General features: G+C 32.2%; 24 protein-coding genes and 1 riboswitch. Of the genes, 5 read left to right on the plus strand and 19 right to left on the minus strand.

Annotated features, from left to right (window positions below; all coding sequences use genetic code 11):
• Position 1: 1 nt before the first annotated feature.
• From BUA21_RS01025 to BUA21_RS01045, 5 genes are all read right to left on the minus strand, one after another.
• Positions 2–742, minus strand: coding sequence for a DUF6063 family protein (locus tag BUA21_RS01025; protein ID WP_072742672.1), 741 nt, complete (start codon positions 740–742; stop codon positions 2–4).
• Position 743: 1 nt separating this feature from the next.
• A complete protein-coding gene (locus tag BUA21_RS01030; protein ID WP_200796488.1) occupies positions 744–2,189 on the minus strand; it encodes a hypothetical protein in 1,446 nt (481 codons plus the stop codon).
• A gap of 31 nt (positions 2,190–2,220) precedes the next feature.
• Positions 2,221–3,294 (minus strand): Wadjet anti-phage system protein JetD domain-containing protein, encoded by a 1,074-nt coding sequence (locus BUA21_RS01035; RefSeq protein ID WP_072742673.1) that lies wholly within the window; start codon positions 3,292–3,294, stop codon positions 2,221–2,223.
• Between the two features lie 101 nt (positions 3,295–3,395).
• Entirely contained in the window at positions 3,396–3,623 is a 228-nt protein-coding gene (locus BUA21_RS01040) for a hypothetical protein (RefSeq protein ID WP_072742674.1), read from the minus strand.
• Positions 3,610–4,080 (minus strand): PIN domain-containing protein, encoded by a 471-nt coding sequence (locus tag BUA21_RS01045; RefSeq protein ID WP_072742675.1) that lies wholly within the window; start codon positions 4,078–4,080, stop codon positions 3,610–3,612. Before BUA21_RS01045 ends, BUA21_RS01040 begins: the two co-directional genes overlap by 14 nt.
• A 383-nt stretch (positions 4,081–4,463) precedes the next feature.
• Between BUA21_RS01045 and BUA21_RS01050 the strand changes: the two genes are divergently transcribed.
• From BUA21_RS01050 to BUA21_RS01060, 3 genes are all read left to right on the plus strand, one after another.
• Positions 4,464–5,030 (plus strand): sigma-70 family RNA polymerase sigma factor, encoded by a 567-nt coding sequence (locus tag BUA21_RS01050; protein ID WP_072742676.1) that lies wholly within the window; start codon positions 4,464–4,466, stop codon positions 5,028–5,030.
• Positions 5,017–6,090 (plus strand): DUF4179 domain-containing protein, encoded by a 1,074-nt coding sequence (locus BUA21_RS01055; protein ID WP_072742677.1) that lies wholly within the window; start codon positions 5,017–5,019, stop codon positions 6,088–6,090. The genes BUA21_RS01050 and BUA21_RS01055 overlap by 14 nt, the downstream gene beginning before the upstream one ends.
• Positions 6,091–6,218: 128 nt before the next feature.
• A riboswitch (cyclic di-AMP (ydaO/yuaA leader) is annotated at positions 6,219–6,351 on the plus strand.
• A gap of 10 nt (positions 6,352–6,361) precedes the next feature.
• Entirely contained in the window at positions 6,362–7,069 is a 708-nt protein-coding gene (locus BUA21_RS01060; RefSeq protein WP_072742678.1) for a cell wall hydrolase, read from the plus strand.
• Between the two features lie 61 nt (positions 7,070–7,130).
• Here BUA21_RS01060 and hcp read toward each other — a convergent pair whose 3' ends face one another.
• The 13 genes from hcp to BUA21_RS01130 form a co-directional block, all read right to left on the minus strand.
• Positions 7,131–8,786: a hydroxylamine reductase gene (gene hcp / locus BUA21_RS01065; protein WP_072742679.1), complete on the minus strand. Its 1,656-nt coding sequence runs from the start codon at positions 8,784–8,786 to the stop codon at positions 7,131–7,133.
• Between the two features lie 54 nt (positions 8,787–8,840).
• On the minus strand, positions 8,841–9,872 hold the full coding sequence (locus BUA21_RS01070) for an ATP-binding cassette domain-containing protein (protein WP_072742680.1): 1,032 nt from the start codon (positions 9,870–9,872) through the stop codon (positions 8,841–8,843).
• A complete protein-coding gene (locus tag BUA21_RS01075) occupies positions 9,856–10,560 on the minus strand; it encodes a GTP-binding protein (RefSeq protein ID WP_072742681.1) in 705 nt (234 codons plus the stop codon). Before BUA21_RS01075 ends, BUA21_RS01070 begins: the two co-directional genes overlap by 17 nt.
• A gap of 1 nt (position 10,561) precedes the next feature.
• Positions 10,562–11,800, minus strand: coding sequence for an ABC transporter substrate-binding protein (locus BUA21_RS01080; RefSeq protein WP_072742682.1), 1,239 nt, complete (start codon positions 11,798–11,800; stop codon positions 10,562–10,564).
• Positions 11,801–11,925: 125 nt separating this feature from the next.
• Complete coding sequence (locus BUA21_RS14415) at positions 11,926–12,969, minus strand: DUF1284 domain-containing protein (protein WP_084604081.1); 1,044 nt, start codon at positions 12,967–12,969, stop codon at positions 11,926–11,928.
• Between the two features lie 28 nt (positions 12,970–12,997).
• On the minus strand, positions 12,998–14,059 hold the full coding sequence (locus BUA21_RS01095) for an endonuclease/exonuclease/phosphatase family protein (protein WP_072742683.1): 1,062 nt from the start codon (positions 14,057–14,059) through the stop codon (positions 12,998–13,000).
• Positions 14,060–14,201: 142 nt separating this feature from the next.
• On the minus strand, positions 14,202–15,155 hold the full coding sequence (locus tag BUA21_RS01100) for an SPFH domain-containing protein (RefSeq protein WP_072742684.1): 954 nt from the start codon (positions 15,153–15,155) through the stop codon (positions 14,202–14,204).
• Positions 15,156–15,181: 26 nt separating this feature from the next.
• Positions 15,182–15,988 (minus strand): TPM domain-containing protein, encoded by an 807-nt coding sequence (locus BUA21_RS01105; RefSeq protein ID WP_072742685.1) that lies wholly within the window; start codon positions 15,986–15,988, stop codon positions 15,182–15,184.
• Positions 15,982–17,010 carry a TFIIB-type zinc ribbon-containing protein gene (locus tag BUA21_RS01110; protein WP_072742686.1) on the minus strand — a complete coding sequence of 343 codons (1,029 nt, stop codon included), beginning with the start codon at positions 17,008–17,010 and terminating at the stop codon, positions 15,982–15,984. Before BUA21_RS01110 ends, BUA21_RS01105 begins: the two co-directional genes overlap by 7 nt.
• Positions 17,011–17,068: 58 nt before the next feature.
• Entirely contained in the window at positions 17,069–17,746 is a 678-nt protein-coding gene (locus tag BUA21_RS01115; protein WP_072742687.1) for a PspA/IM30 family protein, read from the minus strand.
• A 158-nt stretch (positions 17,747–17,904) separates the two neighbouring features.
• Positions 17,905–19,185: a type II restriction enzyme gene (locus BUA21_RS01120; RefSeq protein WP_072742688.1), complete on the minus strand. Its 1,281-nt coding sequence runs from the start codon at positions 19,183–19,185 to the stop codon at positions 17,905–17,907.
• Positions 19,178–20,014 (minus strand): DNA adenine methylase, encoded by an 837-nt coding sequence (locus BUA21_RS01125; RefSeq protein WP_143147115.1) that lies wholly within the window; start codon positions 20,012–20,014, stop codon positions 19,178–19,180. The genes BUA21_RS01120 and BUA21_RS01125 overlap by 8 nt, the downstream gene beginning before the upstream one ends.
• Before the next feature lie 22 nt (positions 20,015–20,036).
• The gene (locus BUA21_RS01130; RefSeq protein ID WP_072742689.1) at positions 20,037–20,780 is read right to left on the minus strand and encodes a TRM11 family SAM-dependent methyltransferase; all 744 of its coding nucleotides are present in this window, start codon (positions 20,778–20,780) and stop codon (positions 20,037–20,039) included.
• A gap of 231 nt (positions 20,781–21,011) precedes the next feature.
• Between BUA21_RS01130 and BUA21_RS01135 the strand changes: the two genes are divergently transcribed.
• Complete coding sequence (locus BUA21_RS01135; RefSeq protein ID WP_143147116.1) at positions 21,012–22,952, plus strand: OPT family oligopeptide transporter; 1,941 nt, start codon at positions 21,012–21,014, stop codon at positions 22,950–22,952.
• A gap of 45 nt (positions 22,953–22,997) precedes the next feature.
• On the opposite strand, the gene BUA21_RS01140 is transcribed toward BUA21_RS01135, so the two are convergent.
• Positions 22,998–23,990, minus strand: coding sequence for a D-alanine--D-alanine ligase family protein (locus BUA21_RS01140; RefSeq protein WP_072742691.1), 993 nt, complete (start codon positions 23,988–23,990; stop codon positions 22,998–23,000).
• A 371-nt stretch (positions 23,991–24,361) separates the two neighbouring features.
• Between BUA21_RS01140 and BUA21_RS01145 the strand changes: the two genes are divergently transcribed.
• Positions 24,362–25,252, plus strand: a complete 891-nt coding sequence (locus BUA21_RS01145) for an MBL fold metallo-hydrolase (RefSeq protein WP_072742692.1) — start codon at positions 24,362–24,364, stop codon at positions 25,250–25,252.
• Position 25,253 lies beyond the last annotated feature (1 nt).

Here is a 25,253-nt window from a genome sequence, read left to right on the forward strand (position 1 = left end):
TCTAACCCTCCTTTGTATCCTCTATAAGACCCATTATTTCCTCATACCGTTCTTGACTGTGATATAAATAATTAAGCCTTTCATAAAGCTCATCTTTAGGTATTATCCTAGATTCTTTCATCATATCTATAATGAGTCCTTCATCTTTTAAGGGTTTTAAAGCTTCATGAATAAATCCAAGTCTTGTATCTGTAGATTTACTGAATGGAAGTTCTTCACTATTTGATGGCTTTGAATGTGAAAGTTCCACAGTCCACAAAGTATATATATCATCAATAGCTAAGGCCCAATCTTTTGAAAAATTTTCTTCTTCATCATTTCGCTTTTCCCAGGATTCAATAGTTTTAGTGATGATATCTTCCAATTTGTAATAGGAAATACCATCTTCTTCTGCCCTAATTCTTATGAACTTTTCTTTATCAATTTCTGACAGAAACACGCATATAATAATATTTGCCAGATAAAAATATTTTTTCTTTTTAAGCCCCTTGTACTTTTCTTTCATATGAGTATAAGAAGTAGCAAAAATAGAATTGTCGGGATTGCTGACTAAATGTACATTTCCCCCAGTATGAAAAACTAAAAGTCCAGCCTCATCTGCCATGGTCTTGACAATTTCTCTCACTTCAAGATTTTCAATATATTCATTTCCCAAAGTATCATTTATAGGCACTATTTTGCTTTTTAAAAGATAGAAAAAAACTTGAGAAGCCTTTTGTATGTTTTCATTTGAATAGCTCATTTTAATTTTCCTCCACATATATTGTATAAGGTGATATATATACTTCACTCCACAAAAGTGGAGATTTACCTGTTTCAACAATACTTTTTATACTCTTGCCATAGAGGTTTTTATACTTTTCATCACCTTCACATAGCAAACTAAAAAGTTTCAATCTCTCATCTATTCCCTCAAAGTTTTCAACCAAAACCACTTCTGATATGACAAACATCATGAAAAGTTCAATATTCTCTCTTTGGCTCAACCATTTTTCTTTTTCTTCATCACTTATTTTGTTTAGTTCTTCTATAGAAAACTCTCCTCTTTCAAGAAGTGCATCAAATATATCCTTCCACAATTCCACAATCTGCTGCCAATCAGTTTCTTCTGTAAAATAAATTTTTTCTTCATCATCTTCTTCATCTTCCACTACATCTTGAGAATAATTTTTAACCATTTGCTCATCCCAAGCCCACTCTAGTGGAAATATAAAATCAAGCTTTGGAGAAAAAAGTGGAGACAATATATATTTCAATTGGTCAAAGTCTTTAAGCCCATTTTTCACTAAAGTATTTTTCCATATATCATTTTTAAAACTCACATTGGAACTCTTCCAAAAACTTTCTGGATACTTAACTCTTACTTCCATCTCATAAGCTATATTTTCCATAACTATTTTAGCTAAATTGTCATGGAGCACTCTAGCCTTTTCTAGATTTTCAAACATAACTTTAGCTTCATACTTTTTATCATCAGGAAGGGAATCATATCTACTCTTCCATGAAAACATCTCATCAAACACTTTTTGTTCATCTTCAAATTGTCTTTTTATCTCTTCTGTATTTTTGGTATTTCTCTTTCTATCAAAAAACATAGTTTGAGGATCTCTTATCATATCTTGTTTATACTCTTTTTCCCTTCTTATGAGGGTTCTGACTCTAGCTATAAGATTGTCCACACTACTTTGAGCCTTGGTGAAATTTCCCGTCTTTATGAGTTGAAGAGTATAAAACTGTTCTACATCAAATCCAAATTCCTCTAGTATCTCTCTCGTTATAAAAATCATCTCCTGAGATTCTGGAGACAGCATGTATACAGTTGAACCACCTTCTTCCCAATGACTGTGTTCTCTATCTATTTTTAAGTATCTAAATACATATTCTTCTCTACTTCCACTTTGTTCATTGTAAATAGTTGAACTAAAATATTCTTGTTTGTTTGGATCCCTATACCACAAAGTGCCATCTACAATTCTCTCAATATTTTCTTTTGAAGTTTCTATTTTCATATCCCTCAATATATCTTCTACAATATGAATCATATCAGTTCTACTTCTATTTGGATTTTCAGTTAATTCTCTCTTAAATATATTAAGTAGTAAAAGAAAACATATCTCATGAGAAAACTCATTGAGTTCTCCTACGTCCATGCCTGTCCCCAGCATCCTCATAACTTCAATCTTTTTCATTCTGTCAAAAAAACCATTTTCAATTGACATATCATCTATCACCTTTCAATATGTACTCATAATTTATGAGCTCTTGAGGAATTCTTCTATCTTCATTCCATAAATTTTTTAGCATTTCCCCATACTCATCCAAAAAACGAGCATGAAATTCATCTAATACAAAATTTAAATCCCTGATATTTTTTCTTTGACCAACACAAGGATACTTTCTACTTCCAATTTTTAAAAGTTGCATATAAGCTTTAATTTGCAAATTTATATTTAAATCTTTATATCTTTCTTTAAAACTTCTATATATCATAAATCCTTCAGGATCAATATCCCCAAAATACAGTATTTCTAGTTCCAAAGGAGAAACCAATTCTTCTATAAAAGAAAAGCTATTTATTATCTTTTTGCCTTGACCAAATATGAGCAACTCAGGTAAATCCCCAAATATATCTATTCCCATTTCGCATGCCCTTTTATATGAGAAAAAAGTAGAATGATTTTCAAGAATTATAACCTTTTTTATCTTATCTATTCCTCTCTTCCAATATATAAACATTTCACCATACTTTTTCATCTTTAAGTCTTCATAATCTAAACTTAATCTTGTAAGTATTTTGTTATCAATTTTATCTTTTCTTTTGGAATATAGAAATTTTTCATCATAAAATAATTCCAAAGATCTTTCTTCCAAACTTGCCCATTCTCTATTGTCTCTTTCTTTCAAAAAACTATAGATATTTCTCATATATTCCCATTCTACGCTATTTTCATATTCTGGATGCCTTTCATAATATCTAAAGTCTAAAAGATCTGACATTTTAAGCATCTCATTTTTATCCCACTGACCAAAGCTTTCTTTTTGGATTATTTCCCACTTTGTTTTAAGTGGAGGATTCATCCCATTATAATTTGAACTCTTTATAGCCCTAATCTTTCCCTCATCTACAGCTTTTAAAATTCCAGCATATAATTCTAAATATCCACCGTTTTTTTCATATCCACTTTTCCCACCATATATATGTATGATATAATCCTCTAATTCATCAAGTTCAAATCTCTTTCTTTTATTCTTCTCTATATAATTTTTTATAAATTTGGTCACATTGTTATACACCCTATCACCACCTGTCAATTTTATATTCTACATAAAATCATAAAATCCTTGCATATTCAAAACTCTACTAAAAAATAATTAAGGAGCGGTCAATGCCGCCCCTACGCTTTTTTGTTCTCCCAATATTTTGTTGCACTATCATATATATGGTCTAAAGACATATCTTCGAATATTTCTTTTTCAATTTCTAAATAATCTTCATTTCCATATTCATCAATTTGTCTTATGAATCTCAAAAACCCTGAATATCCCAATTCTCTAATAAGTGCTTTGGAACCCTTTTCAATTATTTCTTTATCAGTAAACTTACTCTTTTCATTCGATAACATCAATAAGCATCTCCTTTCTAATAAAATCCATTGGATTAAATAATTTTATATGGTCCAATTCTTTATCTAATCTATTGCCAATTATGGTTGCAATTAACTTATCATCGGATGTTATGAAATAGTCGCATTTGCCATATACTGAAGAAGCTAAATGTAATGCGTCCTTTTCCTTTGCATTGGATTTAGCCATAATTGATTTCGCCAATTTTCTAATTTCTTCACTTGGTTCTATAGTATACTTAGCCAGTGTAGAAAGTGTTTTTATATATGTTTTTCTATTATTATACGGGTTCATACTATTTCCAAATTCAAGTATAAAAGACCAAACCAATTCATATTTTTCTTTCTCAATAAGCTCAAAAATTATATCTATAGCCATTGTTTCAAACCTTATTCTCATTTGAGTCTGATCATCAAAAACTCTATTGTATATATTCATATCAAAATAGATTTTCATATTTCTTCTCTCCAGTTATTATCAACTATTTTCTATATTTAAATTATATCATAATTTGTAATTTCATATACATATATATTCAGAGCTATACTAAAAAATAATTAGAGCGGTCAATTGTAAACTCATTCATCTTCCTCCTCTACCATACAACGCTTTGACCCTCACCTCCTGGTTGTTAAGACACTTACATGTAAGTCATTTGCCAAGATTCGAATTTACATATAGCTATATATAAACACTATACTGTTGTCAATAGATAAAAAGTATAATATTTATATATAAAATTTTAAGTTTTTGATAGATTTGTTGTTACTCTTTCGAAGTATTAAATGAAGGAATAAATATCTACATGTAGAAATTTAATTTAAAAGAAGGTGGTGCCATTGAAGATAACAGAAGAAAATTTTGTTGAACAAATGAAGAAGGGAAATGAAAAGGCCTTGGAATATGTCATTGACAATTATGCCTGGGTTCTTAAAACAGTTTTAAAGAAGCATCTCTTCTATCTTATGGATTTTTATGAGGAATGTATGAATGACTGTCTCCTTGCCATTTGGAAAAACATTGACTATTATGAGCCTGAAAAATCCAGCTTTAAAAATTGGATAGGAGGAATTGCAAAATATAAATCCATAGATTATATAAGGAAATACTTAAAGGACACAGAAAATGAAAATATAGAAGATGTAACCATATCTGTAGAAGATAATACCCTAAAAAAAATTCTCCAAAATGAAGTCAGTGAACAAACCGAGAAAATCCTCCAAAGTTTATCAGAAGAAGATAGAGAAATTTTTAAAAAACTTTACTTTGAAGATAAAAATATAGATGAAATATCTAAGGATACAGGTCTTAAAAAGTCCATCCTCTATAACAGGCTTTCAAGAGGAAAAAAGAAAATTCGTCATGAATGTGATGTTGAAGGAGGTTTTAAAAATGAAGGACTCTAAAGCTATTTATGAGCTTTTAAATGAAGTGGATTTTAATATTGAAAATTATGAAAAAGAGGATTTAAGTGATATAGAAAAACAGAAATTGAAAAAAAGTTTTAGAAAAAATACTAAGAAAAAGTTTAATGTTAAAAGATTTGGAGCTATTGCAGCTGCAATAGTATTGTCTGTAGGTGTTTTAAGTAGAACAAACTTTGGGAAAAAAGCTTTCGCTGCTACTCAATCAAAAATTTCAGAAATATCTTATTCTATAGGAAAAGCTCTTAATATTGAGAAAAATATTGAACCTTATGCAAATGTAGTTAATCAAGTAGTAGAAAACAATGGAATAGGAGTGAAACTCTCCGATGTAATCATTGATAAAGATGAGCTTATATTCTCTACAATTCTTGAAACGAATGAACCTGTAGATGAATTTCGCTTTAATTATGATATCTTTATTAATGGAAAGAGACTAAACTTTTACAGCGCTAGTGGTAGCTCTCAAGGAATTAATAATTCTAAAACCCTATTTGTTAACACGTATTCCACAGAAGCTAAAGATATTGAGCTTACAAAAAATATGGATATAAAAATTGTATTAAGTAATTTTAATTATTATATATGGAATTCTCAAGGTAATGCGATCGAAGAAGAAGGAAATGTACAAGAAAACTGGGAATTTGAATTTACTGCAAATGGCAAAGAATTGATGGCAAATACTTATCAAGTTCCATTAGATTATTCTTTCAAAATAGACAATCAACAATGTACTTTGGAAGAATTTAGATACAATCCTGTAAATCAAAAAATATATGCAAAAATAAAAGGTGAATCTGAAGATGTATATGATATTAAGTTGATGGGACATGACAATTTGGAAAACAAAGTGAATTTTTATCTTATTAGACAGTCAGAAGAAAATTTAGTATTTAAATATTTAAGTTTAAATAATGATTTATCTGATAAAATCACATCCATTACTCTAACCCCCTATGCTGCAAAATTTCCTAGAGAATCAGGAAGAATGAGTAATGATTATAAACAAATTGGGGAAGAGTTCACAATTTATCTAAAATAATATTTAAATGGCGAGATTACCTCGCCATTTTTTTATACATATAATTTTTCCAAACGGTAATTTATTCCTTTCCCCTGTTTTTGGTTGACAATCCGTTCATTTATTCTTATAATGTTAAATATGTAAAAAAGCTACACTTGCTGAATCCTGAATTTTCCAGGTACGGAGGAACCACTAAGGGGTTAATCCATATTGTCTATGGTAGGGAACCTTCTATCCCGAACCCGTCAGCTAACTTCGGAAGCAGAACAAGGAAGGAGTGTATTTACTTATGAAAACAAGTTTAAAGAAGGTTTTTCCCATATTCCTCTTACTAGTGCTAATCTTTTCCAACATGACAAGTGTTCATGCTGCTCAAACTAATACTTATATAAACTTAAAAATGGGCAGTAGAGGTGAAAAAGTATCCACTTTGCAAAAAGCCCTAAACAAAAAAGGCTTTTCAGCTGGAAAAGTTGATGGTATCTATGGCAAAAACACCAGAAATGCTGTGATTAATTTTCAAAAGGCTAATAAAATTGCTGTTGACGGTATAGCCGGCAAACAAACTCAATCATTGTTGTATTCAACACCAACAGTTTCTCGTGGGACAAGTCTTGGTAGAGATACTGGTTCAACAGATTTGTATTGGCTTTCTAGAATAATCAACGCTGAATCAGGAGGAGAACCGTACAGTGGAAAAGTAGCTGTAGGTAGTGTAATACTAAATAGAGTAGCATCAAGCGCTTTCCCAAATACTGTGAAAGGTGTAATATTTGAATACTATCAAAACATTCCTCAATTTAGCCCTGTTGCAGAAGGAACTATCTACAATACTCCATCACAAGAAAGTATAAATGCAGCAAAAGAAGCAATTAGTGGACAAAAACCAGTAGGAAATTCTACTTATTTTTTCAATCCTAAAAAAGCAGAAGGCAAATGGATTATCAAAAACAAAACGTATGTAGCCAAAATTGGTGAGCATGTATTTTACAAATAGAAGAAGCAATGATAGATGCCAAAGGCCACTGAAAAAATATTTTTTCAGTGGCCTGTTGCTTTTATGCCATGAATATTTTCATATCGTCTTCCACATTTGTGATTCCTGCTATTCCAAAGTTTTCAACCAATACATTGACTACATTTGGTGAAAGAAATGCTGGTAGAGTTGGTCCTAGATGAATATTCTTAACTCCTAGATACAACAGTCCAAGAAGTACTATAACAGCTTTTTGTTCATACCATGCAATATTGTATGCTATTGGCAATTCATTTACATCTTCAAGTTTAAATATTTCCTTCAATTTAAGTGCTATAAGTGCTAATGAATATGAATCGTTGCATTGCCCTGCATCAAACACTCTTGGAATCCCGTTTATATCTCCAAGATCTAATTTGTTGTATTTATATTTTGCACATCCTGCGGTAAGAATGACTGTATCCTTTGGAAGAGCCGTTGCAAATTCTGTATAATAATCCCTTGATTTCATTCTTCCATCACAACCAGCCATTACAAAGAACTTCTTTATTGCTCCAGTCTTTACAGCTTCTACAATTTGATCAGCCAATGCAAATACTTGATTGTGAGCAAATCCTCCAACAATTTTACCTGTTTCAATTTCAGTAGGTGCTGGCAATTTCTTTGCATGTTCAATTATTTCAGAAAAATCTTTTGCTTGTCCATCTACTCTATCAGGTATATGTTTAAATCCCGGATAACCTGTTGAACCTGTAGTATAAACTCTATCTGCATATGAGCTATTAGGTGCAGGTGGTACTATACAATTAGTTGTAAATAGTATTGGACCATTGAATTTTTCAAATTCTTCTTTTTGTTTCCACCAAGCATTTCCGTAATTTCCTGCAAAATGAGGATATTTCTTAAATGCTGGATAATAATGAGCTGGCAACATTTCTCCATGAGTATATACATCTACTCCAGTACCTTCAGTTTGTTTTAAAAGTTCTTCCATATCCTTCAAATCATGACCTGATATAAGTATTGCTGGATTGTTTCTAACTCCTATATTTACCTCTGTGATTTCTGGATTTCCATAAGTCTCAGTATTGGCCTTGTCTAATAATGCCATAGTATCTACACCATATTTACCTGTTTCCAATGTAAGTGCTACAAGTTCATCTACTGTAAGACTATCATCCAATGTAGCTACTAAAGCTTTTCTCATAAATTTGTATATATTTTCATCTTCAAAACCTAAATTTACTGCATGTTCTACATAAGCAGCCATTCCCTTTACTCCATAAGTGATTAATTCTCTAAGAGAACGAATATCTTCATTTTCCGTTGCCAATACTCCAACTTGTACGCTATCAGCCTTAGCTTCAAAGGCTTCAACTGTTTCTCCATACCATGTAGCTGAATCATGAAGATTTTCTAACTCTACTCCCTTTTCCTTTAATTGAGCTTTAAGTTCTTCTCTCAATTCAAGAGCTTCTCGAATTTTTTTAACAAATCTATCCTTATCAAAATTTGCATTTGTTATTGTCATAAATAGTCCATCTACCAACATCTTATTTACTTCTGGTATATTCATCCCAATTTCGTCAGCCTTTAATCCCAATATTGATATTCCCTTTAATGTGTAAATCAATAAATCTTGTAAATTTGCCACATCAGAAGTCTTTCCACATACCCCTTGCATTGTACAGCCTTTTCCCTTAGCTGTTTCTTGACATTGATAACAAAACATACTCATTTTTCTACCTCCTCAATATTTTTCTCTATGAAACTATATTAGTATACATTCTCTTTAATTTCGGTAACAATTGTTACACCTTTCTAGTTTTTCTCCATTTCTCAAACTATTTCTCATCTGTTGAATGACGCTGTCCATCTTTTCCAATTGAAATAGTACTTCTTTTTCTTCATCACTAATCTCTATGATGTCTTTTATTCCACCATTTTTTATGACAATTCTCCTATCACCCATAAGAGCTAAAATTGGGTCATGAGTCGCCATAAGGACAACTTTGTCACTACTTACCAATAGATGTAGTGCTTTCTTTCTGTCAATACCCGCATTTTCAATTTCATCAATCAAAACTATAGGGGATGAACTCAAAATTGCTGTGTCTGCAATCATTAGAGCCCTTGACTGGCCACCACTTAAGCTAGTTATAGGGGTATTTAAATCAAATTTTTCCCCCGCCAAATTGTTTGCCTCCTCTATAATGTTTTTCACAACTTCCTCTTCATTTTCTACCATTCTACTTTTGGCGTGAAGAATTAAAAATTCATGAACAGTCAAGTCCATGACAAAATTCATATTTTGTGAAAGTTGAGCTACAAGTCTATTGTTGGAAGAAAATCTCCACTTTTTATCTGGTACTTCATCATTTATGAGAATAGTCCTTCCTGTAGGAGTGTCATTTTGAGCTGCCCACTCAATATCTGCCAACAATCTACTCTTTCCTGAACCAGTAGGACCTACAATAGAAATGATCTCTCCACTTTTTATACTTATCTTTTCAAACCCTTCCTTATTTCCACTTTTATCTCGACCTGCCAATATAGTTAGACTCTTAACAGAAGTTTCTTCTTTTATTCCAAGAAACTCTACCATTTGATTTATATATAAATTTAGTCCTTCCATTAGAACTTCAGTATCAATAGCCCATTGTTCTTTTTCTTCTTCGGTGAAATGTTCTAAATACTCCTTAAAACTATAGTCTTCGTAGCCATCTACATTTAGCTTATTGGCAGCAAAATAGTCTATTATAAAAGGATATTTTTGTTTTAATTCTCCTATTTTAATTGAATTCACCTTATTTTTCATCTTCATCACCTAATTTCATCTTTCTTATATTCCCCATTTGATATGCTTCACCAATTCTTGTTTCTCCAAGACAATAAGAACACAATGCTGATGGCATAGGAAATTTCAATTCTCTTCCTTGTACTGTATCTATCTTTTCATCTTCATCATAAAGAAGAGTGCTGAGTTCATAGGCGCCTTGTCCTGTGAGTCCATTTATATGCATAGATATGGCCCTTGGATTTACAGAATTTACTCTTGATAAAAACACTTCCCTTTCTGCTTGAGAAACTATATCTCCTTTTGTAATAACTACAATATCAGCAGATTTAAGCATTGGCCCTATTTTTTTGGGAGTATTTATCCCACTTAAATTGTCAATGACACAAACTGATTTGATTCCCTTTATATAAGGTGAACATCTATTGCAAAGTCCTGCACTTTCTGTGATGAGTAAATCCAAATCAAGCTTTCTTCCCCACTGAACCACCTCTTCAATATTGCTTACAAAAAAGTGGTCTGGGCAAAGAGAACCAGATAGTCCTTTTTTCACAGGCACATTTGCCTTTTCGTACAATATATCATCATCTGTATAAAGGCAGTCAAATTTAACAACCCCTACAGAAATATCTCTCATTTTTAATGCTTCAATAGTCTTTAATATTATAGAAGTCTTCCCTGAAGAAGGAGGACCTGAAAACGTAACTAAATTCATATTATCTCTCCTCTACGGCTCTATTAAATATATTCTCGCATTTATGAATCAACTCTCCAATATTGTTTGAATTTATATAATCCCAACCAAGCCACATATATTTATGTTCCTTTGAAATCATATTATCTACCTCTGGATGGGTACTTGGAAATCTTCCATTGTGAGCTAATATTTCTCCAACAGCTTTTGATGAAAAGAATTCTACAAAAGGTTTCACCTTTTCACTATTTGAATTCTTAGAAAGCAAGAATATAGGACTTATAATAGCTCCATCAGAAGGCCAAACAGCCACCATAGGACTACCCCTTTTAATCATCTTGGTGAAAAAGTAAGGCATGATTGTAACTGCTGGTTTTTCCGAACTCTTCATATGAGACTTAACCATTTCAGAAGGATGCATTCCTCTTTGAAGTGATTTCCCCAACTTTTCTATTCCCTCTTCCCCATATTTCTTATATATATTAAGTAATATAGAATTGAACAAATCAAAATCTCCAATAGGCAAGCTCACTGTATTTTCGAATTCAGGACTTAAAATATCCTCCCAACTTCTTGGCATTTCTCTTCCATTTAACTCTTCCGTATTCAGAAGAAATACTGCTGGAACTACTCCTATAATAGAATACTGCCTAGCTGGATCTTTTAAATCAATATATTCATTGTCAAAATCAGAATTGAAACGATCAAATCCAGTCATATCTTTAAATACACCTTTAGATTTAAACTTTCCCATAAGATTTGTATCAAAGAAAAGATCAAAACCAGCGGAAATGAAAATATCCGACAATACTTCTTCAGTTTCAGCCTTTTCCAATGCATCCTTTATCCAATCCACACCAGCTGAAGCTGATTTAAGTTCATAATCCACAGATATATTTAAGCTTTTTCCTTCTTCCTCCATCCATTTACCGAAAGCATCCATAAGTGGAATCCTCACAGGGCAAGGAAGCACTCCATCAATTTTCACATCCGCATCCATATTTCTATTTGACAAAATCAAACTTTCATCCACAGTTTTTCTGTTTTCCTCAATTATTTCCACCATTCTATCCACAAAAGTGTCAATATTTATCTTCTTCATAGCTAATGCCATTTTTAAAGAAATAGTCTTTCCCATAGTTTTTCTCATTGATTCATCCTTCATATGTTCAAATCCATTAGAAGCAAACAAATCCAACAGCTCTGGATATTTTTCAGTTATATCATAAATAGAATCATTCTCATTAAAATACCTTCCCATCTTCCATCCTCCTTCATAAATCTAGTATTAGTCTACCCCCTTTTTCACATAATTTCGGTAACAAATGTTACAGCTGTAAAGACAAAAAAACAGCCATGAGGGTCTGGTTTCCCCTCATGGCCATTCTAATGGCACAAATCGTACCATTCACAGTCTCCACAGATATCTTGGAAGGCTTCTTCTGTCAACTTTTCCTTTAATCTTTCTAATAAATAGCTATAAGTATATTCTCCTGGAGCAATTTCTAGATGCTCTAATACCTTTTTGTCCATGGTTATTACCTTTTCATCAGATTCACATTTTGCTCCATCTATATTGTGAGGACAATACTTGCAGACATGATCATTGCCCTCAATTATTCTTATAATTTGGTCTTTATTTTCCCTTAAGCTTCGGACTACAGTATCCATATTTTCCACAAATTCTTCACTATAGCCCTTTCCTATATAGGACTGTATGCATAATAGATGATGAGGTCTTAAATGTATTTTGCTTGAGTTTATGAAATTTCTAAATATCAATTTATTTTGAAATAGCTTGTCCCTATTGTCCAATTCATTTATGAAGTGCTCTTTAAACTTTGGATCTTCTTTAGAAAATTCATCCCCCATATCTTCTACATCTTTTACCCCATATTCTGGATGAAATTGAGTGCCCCAAATAGGCAAATCTTTGTACTGAAAAGCATGAACAGAACAATTCCTATTTCTAGCTATTACTCTGAAATCCTCATTTAAATCAAATACTTCATCATAATGAGCTACACAGCATATAGGTGCATCTATCCCCTTAAATAGCTCATTGTCAGCAATATCTATTTTGGCAAAACCTATTTCTGGATTTGCAGTTTTCCTTATATGCTCCACTCCCAACAGAGTTTTCACAAGGAATTGATGCCCATAGCATATTCCCAATATAGCTTTTTGGTTTTTAACAAAATGGAGTATTATATTTTTTAAATCTTCATCCCAAGAATTGTCATCTAATGTAGATGCTCCTGAACCAGATATGATGAGATGAGTATATTTGCTTAAATCAGGGATACTTTTCGCATCTCTTACCCTGAAAATATCATATTCCACAGGCAAGTCTTCTAAATGCTTTGCCATAGCTTTGTTGAAATCATTGACACTCTTTTCCTCTATAAGACAGTTAAGTATAAGTAGCATATTTTCTCCTTTCTACCTGGATAGCCCATTATTTTAATTTGAATTCCATAGTCACAGGATTGTGGTCGGTGTATTTGAAGTCAAAGGAATGTCCTTTGACATTTAGTACTTCCACATTGTCAGAAACTAAATATCCATCTATGACAGCAGTAAAGTTTACATCTTTTACATAAGGTGTAGCATCTGTTCTAGTAGTTGGCACATTTTTATCTGCTACCCACTGGAATTCATCAGGTTTGAAATCTTCTGGTATCTTCTGCAGCCAATCAGGCCACTGTTCCATAGTTTTAAATATTGTAGGGTCTGTAGTTGGTATCAAATGATTCCAGTCTCCCCCTACTATTATATAATTGCCCTTCTCATATTCACTCATTATATATTCTTTCAAAAAACCAAGTTGCTTAACTCTTATTTTCCCACCTTTGTCAAAAGCAGAAAGATGAGTGTTTACCAAAACCAATTCCTTTCCATTGTTTAAAGGAATCCTGCTTTCTAAAAAACATCTGTCCAATTCAGCCAATTGGCGAGGCCAGCTTTCTTTCCCTGGCAATTGATATCTAGTAGCACTATCTATATTGTACTTAGACAATGTAACCAATCCTGCTGAATTTACATTGCCATGAGGCCTAAATACAGGAACTGGAACCCAAAGGGTTTTATAATTTATTGCAAAACTTGATGAATAATCCTCAAAGTTTTTCTTTAAATGCTCGTACTGATCTATGCAAAAACTCCTTGTAGCATCAGTATCGACTTCTTGTACAAATATGAATGAAGAATTGCTGTCTATTAAAAAATCAGTTATCCCATTTAAGTTTTCCAAAGTCTTTTCTTTGCTTGAAGAACGAGAGCCTGTCCCTCCATCCATGAAAAAGTCTTGCTCACTATCCATTCCACAATACCCTATATTATAGGTAGTGATTGAAAACGTTTCTCCTGCAGATATAGCCTCATCTTGATTGTTTTCCACTTCCAAAGGTATGGTATCTTCTGGTTTATAATCAGTAATAGTCATAGCTAATAAATAAACCAAAAATACACACACAAATATCCCTACAATCCATCCCAATATCTTAAAAAATTTCTTCATAAAAATCCCCCTATTCTCATTATCTAATCAAAAGGTCGGAACTATAACCCCTCCGACCCCTGACATCATCTCAAAGTTAGCACCTCGCCGCCCAACCCCGGGACGCTATTTGACCAGCCAAACGAAACGTCCCCATGGCGGTTTATGCCAATTTTTGTCCGCAATTAGGGCAGAAGTTTGCTCCTTCTGTTTTTGCTCCACAGTTTGGGCAAAAATTTGGTTTTTTGTTGCTATTTGAATTGCTATTCGAATTGTTGTTCATGTTTTCCATCATTTCTTTGGCTATGTTCATTCCCATCATCATTCCTGCCATATCAGCAGCAGTTCCTCCACCTTTGACTTTTCCAGATGATATGCCATCTACCATGGATACTTGTTGATATTTGCCTAGATCTCCAATCATGCTATGAGATGCAGTTTTATTTATCATATCTTGAATTTCCTCAGGATAATTAAAGCTCATGATATTGAATCCTGTTATAGTCATGCCATCATCTATTATTTTCATGTCTAAATCTTCTTTGATTCCCCTGCCAATTTCAGAAGCATTGGCTTGAAGATTGAACATATCCTTTCCCTCTTTTGAAATCCACTTCATGAGTAATTCATCTAAAACTGCAGTAATCCTTATTTTCACATCTTCTACTAAATAACTATTCTTTACCCCTGCAATTTTGTCAATCAACGCTACATAGTCATTGACTTTAAAAGTAAATGTACCATTGGAACGAACTGGCATACCACCTGGCAATTGAGGAGTTGGAATATTTATAGCATTTTTAGTTCCCCATTTTACTACAAATTCTTTAGTGTTTACAAACAATACTTCTGCTCTCATGCCAGTATTAAATCCAAATTTAAAACCCTTAAGAGTAGATAAAAAAGGAATTATTTGAGTTTCAATATCGTACTCACCTTCATCTTGAAATATTCCTTCAATTTTGCCATTATATAAAAATATAGCATCTTGCCCAGGACGAATGATGAGCTTGCTTCCCTTCTTTATTTCATCATTGTTCCATTTCCAAAAAATCATATCATCTCTAAATTCTTTCCATTCAACTACATTTGCAAATTGGTTTTTAAAAAGTGCCATATTATCATTCCTTTCGTTTAATTGTATTAGAAACTACCTCTGCTACCACTATGGGAGTGTCCACCTGATGTCACTCCTCCACCTCCACTATGACCACCACCGCCACTGGAATGATTTCCATTGTCTGATGGCTTTCTACGTTTTGCAACTGAGGTTCGTATATAATTGTCCCTTCTTTGAAGAACTCTTGTAGTGTTGAAATCTTCATAAGTTCCCCCATTTACAGTGACCTTGCCTCCTGAATTATAAACCATAATTCCAACTGCAATTCCTGCTATAATCAAGGAAACAATCAATTGAAACCAATTATTAAATAAAATATTTTCAGGATCCACTCCAGGACGTATTCCCATATATTTATAGGAAGTTTTTATGAATGTATGAAATGCCCTATAGTAGTCTCCCTCTGACAATGCAGGTGTTATTTTATATCTTATTTCATCTAATCTATAATCATCTAAATACTCTTCTCCTTTATAAACCCCTGCCAAATACACTTCCCTATGCTCCATATCCACAGTCAATATAGCACAATTGCCATTGGGCTTATCATATCCTAAAGCTTTTTCATCATAAAAATCTTCCATATATTTTACTACATCTTTTTTCTCTGTATCATCTGTAGTTAGGACTATGAAATCCGTTTGCCTTCTTGAACTATATTTTTCAGCTAATATTTCAAGTTCCTCTACTTCTTCGCCAGTTAATAGTCCTGCCAAATCATAAATTCTCTGTTTTTTATCGCCACTTGCCTTTAAAGCATTTGATATAAAGGGAATTAGAAGTACAATACATAAAAGAATAATCGTTAAAACTTTCTTTTTTCTCACCATAATCCCCCTCCTATTGCAATTGAAATAAGCTTAAGTATTATAAATGAAAACCCAGCTATTCCACCAAACCAAGCAGCAACTTTTTTATAGCTTATAGGAGGTTTACCTACTACTTTTCCCGTTTGACCATTCATAGCAAAAACATGCTCTGAATCTTCATAGTCATAATACACCATCCATACAGGAAGTAAAGTGTAATAAGCATTTTTCTTGGATGTATCAATATGCTTATTTGTAAATCTAACTGATGAATATCCCATAATGGTAGAATTTATATAGGACTGTATATAATTTTCAATTTTGTCCTTAGCTCTTGGTAGCATTCGGGATTCATCGTAATTGTACTTTTCTGCAATATACCCAGCTAAATATGGGGTTTTGAATTCTTTTAAGTCAGTATAATTGTAAGGCTCCAATTTATCCATTAGTTCATCATTCATTTTTTCGGATGCATCTACTGGCACCTTTATATAATCAAGATTTATATCTCGATACACATCATAATATCTAGTTTCTGTATAAATATAATCTCCGCTAGTATATTCTCTAATTTTGGTACCAACAGCATTTACTTCGACTCTACTGTTTAAATCATATAGCCAGAAAGGAACATACATCCCTGTAATCTTCTTGACCCTATCAGCAGTCATAAAACCTTTTGGAGTTAAAAGTCCATTTTTGCACCAAGACTTAAAGGCCTCTTCAGCTTGTTTTTTACTGATTTTAAAAGGAATAACTTTAGATGGAGCCATGGTTCCTGAAAGTCTATCTCCAAGAACTACTGCTGCTCCACAAAAGCTACAAGTAGTAGCTGTAGTTTCTGCTTCAGTGATTATGACTGCCCCGCAATTTTTACAATGATATTCTTTTCCATCCTCTTCTGAAAAAGTACGAGTTATAAACTCATCTGAAAAACCTTCTATATCATCTTCTCTTCCACAACTATTGCATTTAAGTTTCCCAGTATTGCTATCAAAGACCATATCAGAACCACAATTAGGACATTTATAATGTATAAGCATAGCAATTCACCTCACAATTGGGATAAAAGCTGTAGATAAATCTACAGCTTTTGTATTATTAATTATTTTTTAATTTTGCCTTTAGAGCCTCTAGCTCATCATCTATACTCGTGTCAACATCATCATATTTAGCTGCCAATTCTTCTATATCATCTTTTTTGCCATCATTTAATTCTGCCATTGCCTCTGCTTCATCTAATGCTTTGTTTACCCTTTCTTCCATTCTGTCAAAAGCCGATATAGATTTACTTGAATCATCTATTGAAGAACCTATTTTATTTATTCTATCTTGAGTTCTTGCTACTGCCATTTTTCCTTTAAGCATAGCTCTTCTAGATTCCAATTCATCAATATCACTTACAAGTTTGTCATGCATTTGTCTCATTCTTGTAGAATTAGAAGCTGCCAATTCATATGCTTTTGTCAATTCACTTTCTTTTTTCGTAAATTCAGCCTTTTTCTCTAAAAATTTTCTTGCATCGTCTTCATTTCCTGCTTCCAATGCTTTCACTGCATACTTTTCCATCTTAGCAATTTCTTCTCTACATTCATCTAATTGTCTTTTAGCTCTCTTTTCCTCTGCCATTATGGAAGCTGTTTCAGCTTTTACTTTTCCTAAATCACTATTTAGATCCCTTAAATATTGGTCTATCATCTTTTCTGGATTTTCAGCCTTATCTAACATTGCATTTATATTGCTAGACATAATATCTTTAAATCTTGATAAAATACCCATTGTATTTACCCCCTCTATATTGGATTACAAAAATTATATCACACTAGGCTAGAATATTGAACTCATATTTAGTCCATACCAATATTTATTCGGAAATTTTAATATTATAACTAGCAATAATTATAAATGTAAAATGCCACGGGGCTCCCCGTGGCTAGCTATTTAGCTAATTCTAATATCCAATTAATCCAACTTGAAATTGTCTGTGCTCTTCTTTTGAATGTTTCTTCAGATCCTATTCTATATAAATTTGATTTTTTCATTATCTCTACAATATCACTCTTTTCAGGCATTTTCTCTACTTTAAAATACTCTTTTAAGACTTTATTGAAGGCACTGTGTTTAAGTATTAGTTCTACAAATTTAAGCTGTCTTAACTTTAAATTCATATTAAAAAGTCTTTTTCCTTCATCAGTTAAAAAATAAACTATATTTTCATTTTCTCTTCTTTTATCTATTACTCCTAAATACCTGCCCGCATCAGTATAATAATTAGTTTGTCTTGGGTCAAAATCATAGGTAGTAGTTATTTCTTCTTTTGTCATATCATTTGTATATAATAATTCCAACAAGTTTATCAATCTTTTCATATTATCTGCTTGTGGAAATGGAATCCTTGGTTCTTCTATTACCTGCACTTCATTTAGAATAGACTTTATATCATCTAGCTTCACATCAAATTGTTCTAATGTATAATTTTTTTGTTTTGTCAAAATTAACGAATTATAATTGCAAGTATCCAAAAATTCATACTCATACAATGTAAAAATACCATTAGAATACACCATGAAAATTGGCCTTATTGCCTTTGCTATTTTGCTGTTCCACAATCTATAAGGATAATATAACTGCCTAATGAGAAAATCATCTGAAATGGAATTTTTAGCCTCTATTAGTGCAAGACTTTCTTTTCCCTCAAAACCACCATCAATTTCTATTTGAGAATTTGAAACTTTAACTTCCACAGATTTATTTGTATTAGTATTATTGATATAAAAAGAAAATTTATCTGAGCTCATTCTTCCATTAACAGTAGGCAAGATTTTATCATCTTGAAAAAAATCTGACAATATACCTGATACAAAAGCACAATTTATAGCCATTGATTCGGAAGTTATATTTTTATAATCAATGCTTTCTATATATTCTGGAAAAACAATATTGGTTACTTCAGTATTCATTTCATCAAATTCTTTATAGGCCTCAAATTGAGAAATAACATAATTTCCCCTGGTTACAGGAAGAATGGATAAATGATTTTCTCTAAATAACTTTGGCAAATTAATCTTATGATCAAATTTAGTGGCCAATCTAGCTTCCCTAAACTCATTGATTTGAATTGATGAAATTTCAAAAAATCCTTTTTTCTCTATTTCATTTAAAATATTATATTTAGTAAAAAGTTTACTCCAAGCTAAATCATTTTTAGTTTCACTCATAATTCATCACCAACACTTCATTTACTTCTCCTCTCTTGTTGCCTTTTGAATTTATTGACCTTTTAGCTTGAACTATTTCTATCCTATAATCCTTGTATAGATCTAATATAAATTGAGTTTCAGAATTGGAAAGTAAAAACTTAACACCTCTATTATTTAGATTATCACATAGGTCTTTTAGTCTTTTTTGTTCTGCTTTGTCAAAACCACCTTTATCATAGCCTGTAAAACTGCTAGTATCACTAATAGGATCATAAGGTGGATCAAAATAAATAAAACTGCCTTTTCTACACCCTTTAACTGCTTCTTCGAAGTCACAACATTTAAAAATTATGTTTGCAGTATTAAAATAATTGCTTACAGCTCTTAAAGTCGTTTCATTCACAATATTGGGGTTTTTGTATCTCCCAAAAGGTACGTTAAATTGGCCTTGAGAATTTACCCTAAATAATCCATTGTAACAGGTTTTATTTAGATAATGTATCCTAGAAGCTCTTTCAACAGGAGTCAACTCATTGTATTTTTGAATGTCTCTATCCAATTCTCTAATTTTATAAAAATAATCTGGTTCGTTTTTATGCTTTTTCAAATCTTCTATCAAATCTTCCACATTGTTTTTTATCACTTGATATAAATTCATAAGCTCCTCATTTATATCATTAACTACTGCTTTATGAGGCTGTAAGTGAAAAAACACTGCTCCTCCACCTAGAAATGGCTCATAATAAGTTGAATAATTGGAAGGTAGATATTTATCAATTTCAGAAATTAACTGTCTTTTGCCCCCCACCCATTTGACAACAGGCATTACAAATTCATCTTTATCCAATTTGATCCTCTCCTAATAAATACTAATTTTTAAACTTTGGTTTCCTAAATACAAACAAATACTCATGAGCTATTAAAAGAAAATTATATCGTACACTTTTCTCATACCAAAAACTTGTAGTATTGCAATTGTGTTGCTCCTTGATAATGATTTCCTTTAATAAAAATCCAGTTTCTAAATACTTCTCCATCACATTAAATCCCAATGGTACTATATGTTTAGACTTTCTTGTATCTCCCATTAATATTGCACAATATTTATCTTCTTTTAAAACTCTAAAGCATTCTCTGACCACAGCTCCCATTTCATATATAAATTCGTCCACATCATAATTTGATAAATCACCTTTTATTCCCTGACTATATTTAATTATATTTGAATATGGTGGATGTGTGCAAATCAAATCGATACTATTGTCGGGTACAAAGTATAAATTTCTAGCATCTCCGTTATAAATTCTAGGTTCATAATCTCTATTTTTATCAAAATTTAAGCTTTTTTTCGCTATTTTAATTGTTTCAGGATTAATCTCAACTCCTATTCCTTTTCTTTGTAATAATTTCGTTTCAATTAAAGTAGTGCCACTACCCATAAATTGATCTAAAACTATATCATCTTTTTGGGAATACCTGCTAATAATATTTCTGGGCACATATGGAGACCAATTTCCCCTGTATTCTCCATTATGAGTAGCCCAATTTCCTCTTTCAGGAAAATTCCATATAGTTGTAGCTTCTAGCTTGAAATTTTTAGGTTCCCAATTCATTCTCTCTCCCCCTATTTTCACCTTCTTATCGATCAATATACTTAAGGAATATATATGTATTTCCATTCGACATATATTTGGAAAATCCTCTAATATATTAAAATTGCATAGATTTAATTTTTAATTTATAATTATTATGTAAACTTATTATGTAAACTAAATTTGTTTTTTCCCCTCTTCTTGCATAAATTTTAGGATAAAAAAAATACTATTACAAAGGAGGTTAAAAAGGTGAAAAATACTGAAGAATTTAAACCCTATATACCTGCAGACAAGGTACTGCCTGAATTTTCCCCAACTGCAATCATTGTTGGTATTCTTATGTCCATAGTATTTGGTGCTGCTAATGCTTATATAGGCTTAAGAGTTGGTATGACCATTAGTGCATCTATACCAGCAGCAGTTATTTCCATGGGAATAATTCGTGGTATCATGAAGAGAGATTCTATACTAGAAAATAATATGGTTCAAACCATAGGTTCAGCTGGAGAATCTCTTGCATCAGGTGCAATATTTACACTTCCTGCACTGTTTATTTGGTCACAAGAACTTGGAATGGCAGAACCAAGCATGCTTAGAATCACAGTCATTGCTCTTGTAGGTGGAATTTTAGGAGCATTTCTTATGCTGCCACTTAGAAAAGCACTCATAGTTAATGAGCATGGTACTCTACCTTATCCAGAAGGAACAGCTTGTGCCGAAGTATTGAAAGCTGGAGAAACTGGAGGGGCTAAAGCAAAAACAGTATTTGCAGGGCTTGGAATAGGTTCATTGTACAAATTTATAGCTGATGGACTAAAACTTTTCCCAAGTGAAATTGAATGGTCAATAAAAGGATACAAAGGAGCAGCAATTGGTGCTGATGTACTTCCTGCACTTCTAGGAGTTGGGTTCATTGTTGGACCTAAAATTTCAAAATTCATGCTTTCTGGTGCAGTTTTAGGTTGGTTAGTTATCATACCGCTTATGACTCATCTAGGTCAATTTATAACAGAAGCTATTTATCCTGCAGCAATACCTTTGTCACAGCTAGATTATTGGGGCATATGGAACTATTATATAAGATATATTGGTGCTGGAGCAGTAGCTTTTGGAGGAATATTAAGCCTTATCAAATCATTGCCTTTGATATTTACAACTTTTAAAGAAGCAATGAGTGGACTTAAAGCTGGAGCTAATGACAAATCAGCTTTAAGAACAGAACAAGATATTCCAATAAAAATAGCATTTTTAGGAGTTTTAGCTATAGTAATATTTATAGGTGCAACACCTATTATACCTGTTGGAATTCCAGGTGCATTCATTATTGCTATATTTGGTTTCTTCTTTGCAACAGTTTCAGCAAGACTTGTAGGACTAGTAGGAAGCAGCAACAACCCTGTGTCTGGTATGACTATAGCTACACTTCTTATCACAAGTATTATATTTAAATCCATAGGATTTGATGGAGAAGAAGGAATGATTGGTGCTCTATCTGTAGGAGCAGTTATATGTATCATTGCAGCAATGGCTGGCGATATGTCCCAGGACCTAAAAACTGGTTTCTTGGTTGGAGCAACTCCTAAAAAGCAGCAATTGGGAGAACTTGTTGGAGTAGTTGCATCAGCATTAGTCATAGGATATGTATTGGTACTTCTAAACAAGGCATGGGGATTTGGTTCATCAGAACTTCCTGCACCTCAAGCAACTCTTATGAGACTTGTTATTGAAGGTGTTATGAATGGAAATCTTCCTTGGGCTCTTGTATTTACAGGAGTAGCCATTGGAGTAGTTGTTGAACTATTGGGAATTCAAATACTTCCTTTTGCAGTAGGTCTATATCTCCCAATTCACTTGAGTACACCTATAATGCTTGGAGGAGTTTTAAGAGGAATACTAGACAGAAGAAAAGCAAAAAATGGTGCAAACATAAAAGCTATTGATGAAAAAATTGACAGTGGAGTATTGTACTCTTCTGGTCTTATAGCTGGAGAAGGGCTTATAGGAATTATACTTGCTATACTTGCAGTCATTCCAGCTGGAGTAGATACTGAGGGTAATCCATTGAGTGTACTAGGAAGAATTGCCTTTGGAAATGAAATGCTAGGAAAATATGGGGCATTGGCATTCTTTGGGCTTTTGACTATATCCCTTTTAAAATACTCTTTTTGGAAAAAGGGAGAAAAAAATTGATATTACCTCGGGACTATAAATCCCGAGGTAATATCAATCTCATCTTTATTCATCAAGGCATAAACCATATCTTTCTATTGCACTTTCTAAAATAGCCCCTAAAAATTCAGATGGAGCCATTCCTTGTGCCTTTGCTGAATAACCCATATATCCATGATGAATTTCAATATTTCCATCTTTATCTTTTCTAGAATCCATGGTAAGCCCTGCAAATGTGTTTATCTCCAAGAAATATGGTATACCATCTTTTCCTACAATCATGTCAATTCTTGAATAATCTTTTGCATTTAAAGCTTTGTATATACTCAAAGCTGCATCTTTAATCTCTTTTTCCTTTTCTGACGAAAATTTAGCTGGGCAAGTTATTATCTCATTGTCATACATCTTATGTTCAAAAGTATTGGTTTTAGCAGAATTGTATCCAATCTCCACAATAGGCAGTACTATGGGATCATAATAGCCTATTACTCCAACAGTTATTTCCCTACCTTCTATAAATTCCTCTATCAATGCTGCTTGACCTATGTCTTCAGTGATTTTCCTTACTACTCTAGGCAAATCTTCATATTTATAAATAATATTTTCTTCATCAATTCCAGCACTTCCTCTTCCACTGATTGGTTTAACAAATAGTGGATACTTCAAATCTATCCTTGGTATTTTATCGGCATCTTTAACTATAACAAATTTTGATGTATGCAAACCATTGTATGCTATAATTTCTTTTCTAATAGCCTTGTTTAAAGGCACAAGATCAATACCAGAGCCAACATATGGTATTCCAAAAGTTTCTAAAAAAGCAAGTTCTTTTGTACTAGAAACATTAAATATCATATCTACATTTTCTCTTTCAATATCCTTCCATGTCTCCATAGGATCCTTTTTCCATTCTAGCATGCAAACATCATATCCAGCATTCTTTAAAGCACCATAATGATGACGAGCTTCTTCATACGCATCATCATAAGTCTCATCAGGTTTGAGCTTCATCTGTTGCTCAACATTCCTAAATTTTCTCCAAAATATACCAATTTTCACATATATGCCTCCTCTTTAACAAATACACAAAAACTCCGCTCAAAGAATGTCAATAAATACCATTTAACAAAATGTGCATTAAAAATTCCATAGTCAATTCAATCTATGGATAAATTAAATTAATATAATACATCATATAAAATAATCTATTTAAAAGGAATTGTACAAAAATTATGAGAAGAAGATCATAGAAAATATACAACTTGTACAAGCTAAAATAACCCAAGCAACAATTTCTATTATATCAAATTTAAAAAGTATTGCAAATAATCTAAGAATAAAGACAAATGTTCTATATCATTCCAAGTTGATTTCTTGCAACAATTAAATTAAAATATTATCTGTAATCTTTTTATATGGGAGCTGAAATTATGGAACTTACAAAGTTAAATGGGAATACTTATTACATTGAAAACAATACAAATATAGGAGTATTTACATACAAAAACAAAAACTGTTTACTTGTAGATACGGGTTTCACCAATACAGTGGCAAGAAAGATTGAGGAAGTCTTAAAGTCCAATGGGCTTCACCCAAAATATATAATAAATACCCACAATCATCTAGATCACTGTGGGGGAAATGTATATCTAACTGAAAATTATCCTGGATGTATCACATATACTTCAGAAAAAGAAAAGCTCTTTATGGAAAATGTTGAACTTCATCCTTCAATACTATTTGGAGGAATTGCTCCAAAAGGAAATGGCGTGACAAAAAAAATAAAGGTTGATGATACTCTTTCCATAGGAATAAATAAAATAAATGATGAAAAGCTTGAGATAATACCTCTAAAAGGCCATTCTATAGAACAAATTGGTGTCATCACTCCTGATAGAGTATGTTTTCTTGGAGACAGTATTTTTAGCACAGCTATTCTTGAAAAATATTCTATACCATATCTATATAGTGTTGAAGAAGAATTAAAGACTCTTGAATATATAAAGGAAATAGATGCAGATATATTTGTACTGGGGCATTCTGAAACTACATTTTCTAAAGAAGAAATTGTAGCTTTAGCACAAAAAAATATCAATCATATAAATAAACTCCTTGAAGAATATTTAACTGTACTTGAACAGCCTCAAACAAAAGAAGATTTACTTCAAAATATAATCATATTAAATGAAATAGACAACACAGACTATATACAACATCATCTATATCTATCTTCTACCTCTGCTTTCATAGCAATATTATATGATAGAGGTTATATTGAAAGCTATATAGAAGACGGAAAATTGTATTATTTCACAAAATAAA

This window comes from Sporanaerobacter acetigenes DSM 13106 (genome assembly GCF_900130025.1).
In the GTDB taxonomy this organism is placed as follows: Bacteria; Bacillota; Clostridia; order Tissierellales; family Sporanaerobacteraceae; genus Sporanaerobacter; species Sporanaerobacter acetigenes.

What these genes read in the sequence shown, in the direction of transcription:
- BUA21_RS01025 (WP_072742672.1), bottom strand. Translation starts at nt 742, where the DNA reads ATGAGCTATTCAAATGAAAACATACAAAAGGCTTCTCAAGTTTTTTTC.
- BUA21_RS01030 (WP_200796488.1), bottom strand. Translation starts at nt 2,189, where the DNA reads ATGAAAAAGATTGAAGTTATGAGGATGCTGGGGACAGGCATGGACGTA.
- BUA21_RS01040 (WP_072742674.1), bottom strand. Translation starts at nt 3,623, where the DNA reads ATGTTATCGAATGAAAAGAGTAAGTTTACTGATAAAGAAATAATTGAA.
- BUA21_RS01045 (WP_072742675.1), bottom strand. Translation starts at nt 4,080, where the DNA reads ATGAAAATCTATTTTGATATGAATATATACAATAGAGTTTTTGATGAT.
- BUA21_RS01055 (WP_072742677.1), top strand. Translation starts at nt 5,017, where the DNA reads ATGAAGGACTCTAAAGCTATTTATGAGCTTTTAAATGAAGTGGATTTT.
- BUA21_RS01060 (WP_072742678.1), top strand. Translation starts at nt 6,362, where the DNA reads ATGAAAACAAGTTTAAAGAAGGTTTTTCCCATATTCCTCTTACTAGTG.
- hcp (WP_072742679.1), bottom strand. Translation starts at nt 8,786, where the DNA reads ATGAGTATGTTTTGTTATCAATGTCAAGAAACAGCTAAGGGAAAAGGC.
- BUA21_RS01070 (WP_072742680.1), bottom strand. Translation starts at nt 9,872, where the DNA reads ATGAAGATGAAAAATAAGGTGAATTCAATTAAAATAGGAGAATTAAAA.
- BUA21_RS01075 (WP_072742681.1), bottom strand. Translation starts at nt 10,560, where the DNA reads ATGAATTTAGTTACGTTTTCAGGTCCTCCTTCTTCAGGGAAGACTTCT.
- BUA21_RS01080 (WP_072742682.1), bottom strand. Translation starts at nt 11,800, where the DNA reads ATGGGAAGGTATTTTAATGAGAATGATTCTATTTATGATATAACTGAA.
- BUA21_RS14415 (WP_084604081.1), bottom strand. Translation starts at nt 12,969, where the DNA reads ATGCTACTTATACTTAACTGTCTTATAGAGGAAAAGAGTGTCAATGAT.
- BUA21_RS01095 (WP_072742683.1), bottom strand. Translation starts at nt 14,059, where the DNA reads ATGAAGAAATTTTTTAAGATATTGGGATGGATTGTAGGGATATTTGTG.
- BUA21_RS01100 (WP_072742684.1), bottom strand. Translation starts at nt 15,155, where the DNA reads ATGGCACTTTTTAAAAACCAATTTGCAAATGTAGTTGAATGGAAAGAA.
- BUA21_RS01105 (WP_072742685.1), bottom strand. Translation starts at nt 15,988, where the DNA reads ATGGTGAGAAAAAAGAAAGTTTTAACGATTATTCTTTTATGTATTGTA.
- BUA21_RS01110 (WP_072742686.1), bottom strand. Translation starts at nt 17,010, where the DNA reads ATGCTTATACATTATAAATGTCCTAATTGTGGTTCTGATATGGTCTTT.
- BUA21_RS01115 (WP_072742687.1), bottom strand. Translation starts at nt 17,746, where the DNA reads ATGGGTATTTTATCAAGATTTAAAGATATTATGTCTAGCAATATAAAT.
- BUA21_RS01120 (WP_072742688.1), bottom strand. Translation starts at nt 19,185, where the DNA reads ATGAGTGAAACTAAAAATGATTTAGCTTGGAGTAAACTTTTTACTAAA.
- BUA21_RS01130 (WP_072742689.1), bottom strand. Translation starts at nt 20,780, where the DNA reads ATGAATTGGGAACCTAAAAATTTCAAGCTAGAAGCTACAACTATATGG.
- BUA21_RS01145 (WP_072742692.1), top strand. Translation starts at nt 24,362, where the DNA reads ATGGAACTTACAAAGTTAAATGGGAATACTTATTACATTGAAAACAAT.